The following is a 5,048-nucleotide window of genomic DNA, read 5'->3' on the forward strand; positions in this document are numbered from 1 at the left end:
ACGAATCCGCCTTCGAGCCGGAACAGCGCCGAGCGGCCGCCGCCGAGATCTTCAACGCCTTGAAATCCGAACCGGTCGGCTTGCAATGTGCCCTGCTCGGCGATAAAAGCCCGGGACCCGTGGAGGTTGCTGACATAGCCAAGTCCCGCATCGAGACTTCCGTACAACGTCACGCTGCTTTGCGCATGAACACTTGAAGGCGCAGAGAGCGCGACAGCAGACGCGACCCCGGCCGCGCACACGACGGATGCAATTTTCATTGGAAGAGAGGAAAAGCGTGGAAGGAAAGGAAGGGAAAGGAACGGCGCGGGTTCAGGTTGTCTGAATCTTTTTCCCGGGCCGCGCCCACACAGCAGTAAAGACAAGATTGACGATGATCGCCGCCACCGTCCCTGCCGCCATGCCGTTGCTGAGCACGAGCTGCAGGTTCGCGGGAAAGCGGGCGTAGAGATTGGGGACCAGTATCGGCAGCAGGCCGACGATCAACGCCACCGCGAGCGTGTACTGATTGCTGCGCGCATTCAGGTCGACCTGGCCGAGCATCTTGATGCCCATGACACCGATCATCGCGAAGACGATCAAAGCCGTGCCCCCGACCACTGGCGCGGGGATCGAATAAGCAAGCCGTGCGAGCGGCGCGAACAGTGCGATCACGATCAGCATCGCGCCGGCGGTAGCCGTGACATAGCGTGAACGCACGCCGGTCGTCTGCACCACGCCAATGTTTTCGGCGCTCGTGATGATGAGCGACGTGCCCAGCAACGCACCAATCAGCGAGGCCACGGCGTCGCCGCGAATGGTGCGGGGAACGTCGCGCGAAGTATCGATGACCCTGCCCGTGATCTCGCCGACTGCGACCGTCTGCGCCGTTGCTTCGGCCATCGATATCACGCTGAAAATCAGCATGGGCAGGGCAGCGATCACATCGAAATGCGGCGTGCCGAACGGGAACAGCACCGGGTGCGTGAAAACGGGACCCTGCATGACAGTGGCGAGCGGCATGTAGCCCAATGCCCAGCTTGCCAACGCGCCAATGACGAGGCCCAGCAGCACCGCAAGGCGCCCCGCCGCTCCTTTCAGGGCACGCGCAATCAGAAGCGTGGAGGCGACGGTCAGGAGGGCAAGCCCGAGCGCCTGCGGCTGCGCAAATGTCGGAGTGCCGGGCTGTCCGACGATCACGCCCGCATAAATCTTGATCAGGCTCACCGACACCAGCAGCAACATGGCGCCGATCACCACGCGAGGAAAAAAACGCAGGCAACGTGCGAATACCGGCAGGATGATCCAGTAGAACAGGCTCGTGAGGATCACCGACCCGGCGGCGGTCTGCAGGTCGGTCTGTTTCGCGACGACGGCGAACAGCATCACCGGCGCGCCGCCCGGAACCATCACGAACGGGAGTCGCGCGCCAATGGCCGCCCAGCCGAGCGACTGCAGCAACGTGCCGATGCCGCAGGCAAGAAACGTCGCACCGATCAACTGGACCGTGAGCTCAGCGGGCAGCGACAACATCCTGGCGACGAGGAAAACGGCCGTGATCGGCGATGCCGCCATCGATAAAACATGTTGTAAGCCGAACAGCACGAGTTGCCATGCGGGCAGGCGTGCATCGACGGGATCTCGTGCTGGATCAGGACTCATGGCCCCTCCGGAAGTCAGGCGCGTGGGCATGGTTCAGGCCGGCAGCCAGGGCAATTGCTCGCGGCTGTACCGGAGGGTCTGGAACACGCTGTTCAACTGGCCGGGACCGGTCTTGCGTGCGGCTTCATCGGGGTATTGATCGAACCACGGAATGATGTATTCCCAAACCACTTCGCCTGCGGGCGTGACCTCGAACAGGCGGCCTGTCGCGGACTCCGTCACGTGCGTATTGCCGTTGGGCAGGCGCTGCGCGTTGCCCATGAAGGGGCTGTAGAACACGTTCACGACATCGTCGGCATAGGACCACACGACCGCGTTGTTCGAGGGATCGATCTCGAGCACGCGCGAGAACGCGACGTGCGCGCCAGTGCGAAAGTTGCCGTTATCGAAGGTGAGGATGTTGCCGTTCGGCAGCGCCACCGGCGCGTGCTGGTGCGACACCACGCTGGGCGGAATATGCATGGCGAGCGCCCCCGTCGGCTTGTCCACTGCGATGATGCCGGAGGTCGTCCGCAAGCTCATGAGCACCTGGCCCTGTGCGTTGACACCGATGCCGTTCACGAGCGGCCAGTGGTATCGGCCGAAGCCCGGGGCGATTGGGAAGTCCTCGGGATTCAAATGTTCCCAGGCTTTCCATTCCCATACGAGTTCACCCGCACGATTCACTTCGCGGATGACGTCGCCATACATGACTTCGTCAGGTCCGTATGCCGTGCCACCGGGTACTCGCCCAGCGAAGCCGGGTGGAACTGGCGCGCAGGCCGAATACAGGAGGTGACCATTGGCAAGCCATTGCGCGTCGTGGTGATGCGCAGGATCTTCGTAACGCCAGACCACTTCGCCTTGCGGCGTGACTTCGGAGAAATCGCCGCCGTGCCACATCGACCAGGGCGCATAGAGATCGGGCGAATGTGCATGGCTGCCGTTGTAGCCCAGGTTGCCGTTAGGCAGGATCACAGCGTGACGTCCGGGGCGCACGGGCATCTTCCATTGATGCACGACCTCACCTTGCATATCGATGAGATAGACATGACCCCCGCCCGTTTGTGGCGCGATCAGGGTATAGCCATGCGCCGATAGCGCGGGATCATGGGCGATGAGACCGACGCCGCGGCGTCGCTGGGTAATCTGGTCTACGGACGTTGACACGTTGAACTCCTTTGATGACGGAGCCCAATGTAGGGGATACTGGCTGTCAGGAAAATATGATTATTCTTTACGGCCCGTTCGGAAAAAACATACACCCGATCCATGCGCTCAATATCACAGACATTCCGATGCTTTGACGAAGTCGTCCGCCGCGGTTCCATCCGAAAAGCTGCTCAGGCGCTGCATTTGACGGCAGCCGCCGTGCACCAGCAAATCATGAATCTTGAAGAACAGGTCGGCACGCCGCTGTTCGACCGGCTGCCGCGTGGCATGAAATTGACCACGGCCGGCGAGATCGTGATCGCAGCCGTACGACGCGGGCAACGTGACTTCGACAACGCCATGACGCAGATAGAAGATCTTCGCTCGCTGCGCCGCGGTCATATCAACCTCGCGGTGTCGCCTTCATCGGCCGAACACATGGTGCCGGAGGCCATCGAGGCGGCCATCAAGAGTTATCCCGGGATCACCTTCAGCGTGCGCTCCGGCAATGGCGAGAGCATCCTGAAGTGGGTCGAGACGGGCGAGGCTGACATTGGCTATGGCCTGCGCCGCAAGCCGCCGCCAGGCGTAGTCGAAGTGCGGGCGTTCGCTCAGCGTCTGGGGCTGGTCGCAGCGCCCGGTCATCCGTTGTGCGAGCTGGACAGGCGGCCTCGGTTGCGCGACTGTCTCGACTATCCCCTGATCCTGATGACACCCGACACGGAATTGCGCGCAATGGTCGATCAGATCGATCATCGGGAGCAGAGAAAGGCGCGCCCGCTCGTCGAGACCAGTTCGGTCTCGATGGTTCGGCGTCTGGTGGCCAATGGCCTGGGTATCGGCTTCCTGATTGCCGAGAACGTGGCGGAAGACGTCGAACAGGGACGACTCGTGTGGACTCCGCTCTCGGATGCGGGAGCCAAGTCGTTCAGTTGCCTTTATCAGCGATCCGACCTGACCACGACGACAGCCATGGGCATGTTCCAGGAGTTTCTGGGGCACGCGATTACTCGCATGGAGGAGCGCTTTGAGTCTCAAGGCATCTCCGCAAAATCACAACGATGATCCGCCCGACTGGAACCCATGTCTTGCGGATCTCGCAGAAAGGGTGAGAGCACACGGCACGCGACCGGCTTCTTGCATTCCAGAGTGAACCGCGTCCCAGTTTGCTGGGCGGAGTTTCGCTTGGCCAATCCCTTGATCCGGCAAGATTCATGCGCCGCCCAATTCAACGTTGCGTGCGAAAGCCGGACGCGCTGCGCTGGACGCTGCATCGAATGCTGCCTGGCGCGACCGGCAAACGTTATTAACCGCGTGCACTCCGCCTGCCCCGCAGGATCAGCACGCCGTAAACGATTCCGGCCGCAAGACTCGTGCAACCGCTGAAACTGACGAGTCCCATCGCCCACCCTTCGTCGCCAACTACGAAACTGAGCGCCAGCAAAATCCCGCACCAACCTGCGATCCGGAACCCGCGCGACTGACCTTCGCGCAATTTCCGTCCGAATACCGTCTCCTGATGCCGCTCCATGGCAAAGGCGAGAAATGCAAAGGACAGTACGCAAATGATCAGAGCCAATCCATGCATCACGTGCTCTCCTCTTCTGCTTCCCGCACTGCAACCCGGCGCCCGGCCGCGCTTCTTGCCACAGCCTTCACACGTGGCCGATGACGCCCCGTGCGGACCGCCAGCGCCGCATGCAGCGCCGCGAACGCCCACATCATCAGATCGAAGCCCACGAACACCCAGTCGCCTTGCGCGATGGAATGCCACAACGGCCGTTGCGTGGTGAGCGCATTGAGCACGGGCAAGAACGCCAGCAAGCCGGCCGCGAACCACAGCAATTCAATCCAGGCGCGCTTTGCAGGCCGTGCAAGCGTGTACAGCAAGGTTGCCGCCCATATCGTGAAGAACAGGTTGATCTCTGCTTTCGGGCGCTCGGGCATTGCCACGGGCAGCAGCCGGTTGGCCCACAGGAACCCCGTCATCGCGATGGAAAGCCCCGCGATGCTCGCAATATTCAAACGTTCGACGAGCCAGAAGCCGAAATAAGGCCGCGCAGGATCAGGCAGCTTTTGACGCCGTTTGACCGTCCACATGACGAGGCCGGTGCCTACCATCGCCGTGCCGGCAAGACTCACGATGAAATACAGCCAGCGCAACTGCAGCCCGCTGAACCGGCCGAGGTGCAACGCATACAGCACGCCGCGCGTTGCCGTTTCGCGCGGGGACGCAGCACGTGTTTCCATGAGCCCGCAATACTTGTTGTTCGACG

Annotated in this window: 6 protein-coding genes; 1 reads left to right on the plus strand and 5 read right to left on the minus strand. The window is 61.8% G+C overall.

Annotation, left to right across the window (positions count from 1 at the left end):
• From ACRXB1_RS30180 to ACRXB1_RS30190, 3 genes are all read right to left on the minus strand, one after another.
• On the minus strand, nucleotides 1–260 hold a 260-nt coding region (locus ACRXB1_RS30180), incomplete at its 3' end, for a porin (protein ID WP_449494123.1).
• 52 nt (nucleotides 261–312) lie between these two features.
• Entirely contained in the window at nucleotides 313–1,641 is a 1,329-nt protein-coding gene (locus ACRXB1_RS30185) for a solute carrier family 23 protein (RefSeq protein WP_174362738.1), read from the minus strand.
• A 33-nt stretch (nucleotides 1,642–1,674) separates the two neighbouring features.
• Nucleotides 1,675–2,790: an aryl-sulfate sulfotransferase gene (locus ACRXB1_RS30190; RefSeq protein ID WP_449494124.1), complete on the minus strand. Its 1,116-nt coding sequence runs from the start codon at nucleotides 2,788–2,790 to the stop codon at nucleotides 1,675–1,677.
• Nucleotides 2,791–2,892: 102 nt separating this feature from the next.
• Between ACRXB1_RS30190 and ACRXB1_RS30195 the strand changes: the two genes are divergently transcribed.
• Complete coding sequence (locus ACRXB1_RS30195; RefSeq protein WP_449494125.1) at nucleotides 2,893–3,837, plus strand: LysR family transcriptional regulator; 945 nt, start codon at nucleotides 2,893–2,895, stop codon at nucleotides 3,835–3,837.
• A 241-nt stretch (nucleotides 3,838–4,078) separates the two neighbouring features.
• Here ACRXB1_RS30195 and ACRXB1_RS30200 read toward each other — a convergent pair whose 3' ends face one another.
• Together ACRXB1_RS30200 and ACRXB1_RS30205 are read right to left on the minus strand one after the other, a co-directional pair.
• Nucleotides 4,079–4,360: a DUF3325 domain-containing protein gene (locus tag ACRXB1_RS30200; protein WP_449494126.1), complete on the minus strand. Its 282-nt coding sequence runs from the start codon at nucleotides 4,358–4,360 to the stop codon at nucleotides 4,079–4,081.
• Nucleotides 4,360–5,048: PepSY domain-containing protein (locus tag ACRXB1_RS30205; protein ID WP_449494127.1), on the minus strand; the 689-nt coding region annotated here is incomplete at its 5' end. The genes ACRXB1_RS30205 and ACRXB1_RS30200, both read right to left, overlap by 1 nt.

It is taken from the genome of Caballeronia sp. M23-90, assembly GCF_053574605.1.

Excerpts from the sequence above, each read along its gene's own strand:
- ACRXB1_RS30185 (WP_174362738.1), bottom strand. The coding sequence starts at position 1,641 with ATGAGTCCTGATCCAGCACGAGATCCCGTCGATGCACGCCTGCCCGCA.
- ACRXB1_RS30195 (WP_449494125.1), top strand. The coding sequence starts at position 2,893 with ATGCGCTCAATATCACAGACATTCCGATGCTTTGACGAAGTCGTCCGC.
- ACRXB1_RS30200 (WP_449494126.1), bottom strand. The coding sequence starts at position 4,360 with ATGCATGGATTGGCTCTGATCATTTGCGTACTGTCCTTTGCATTTCTC.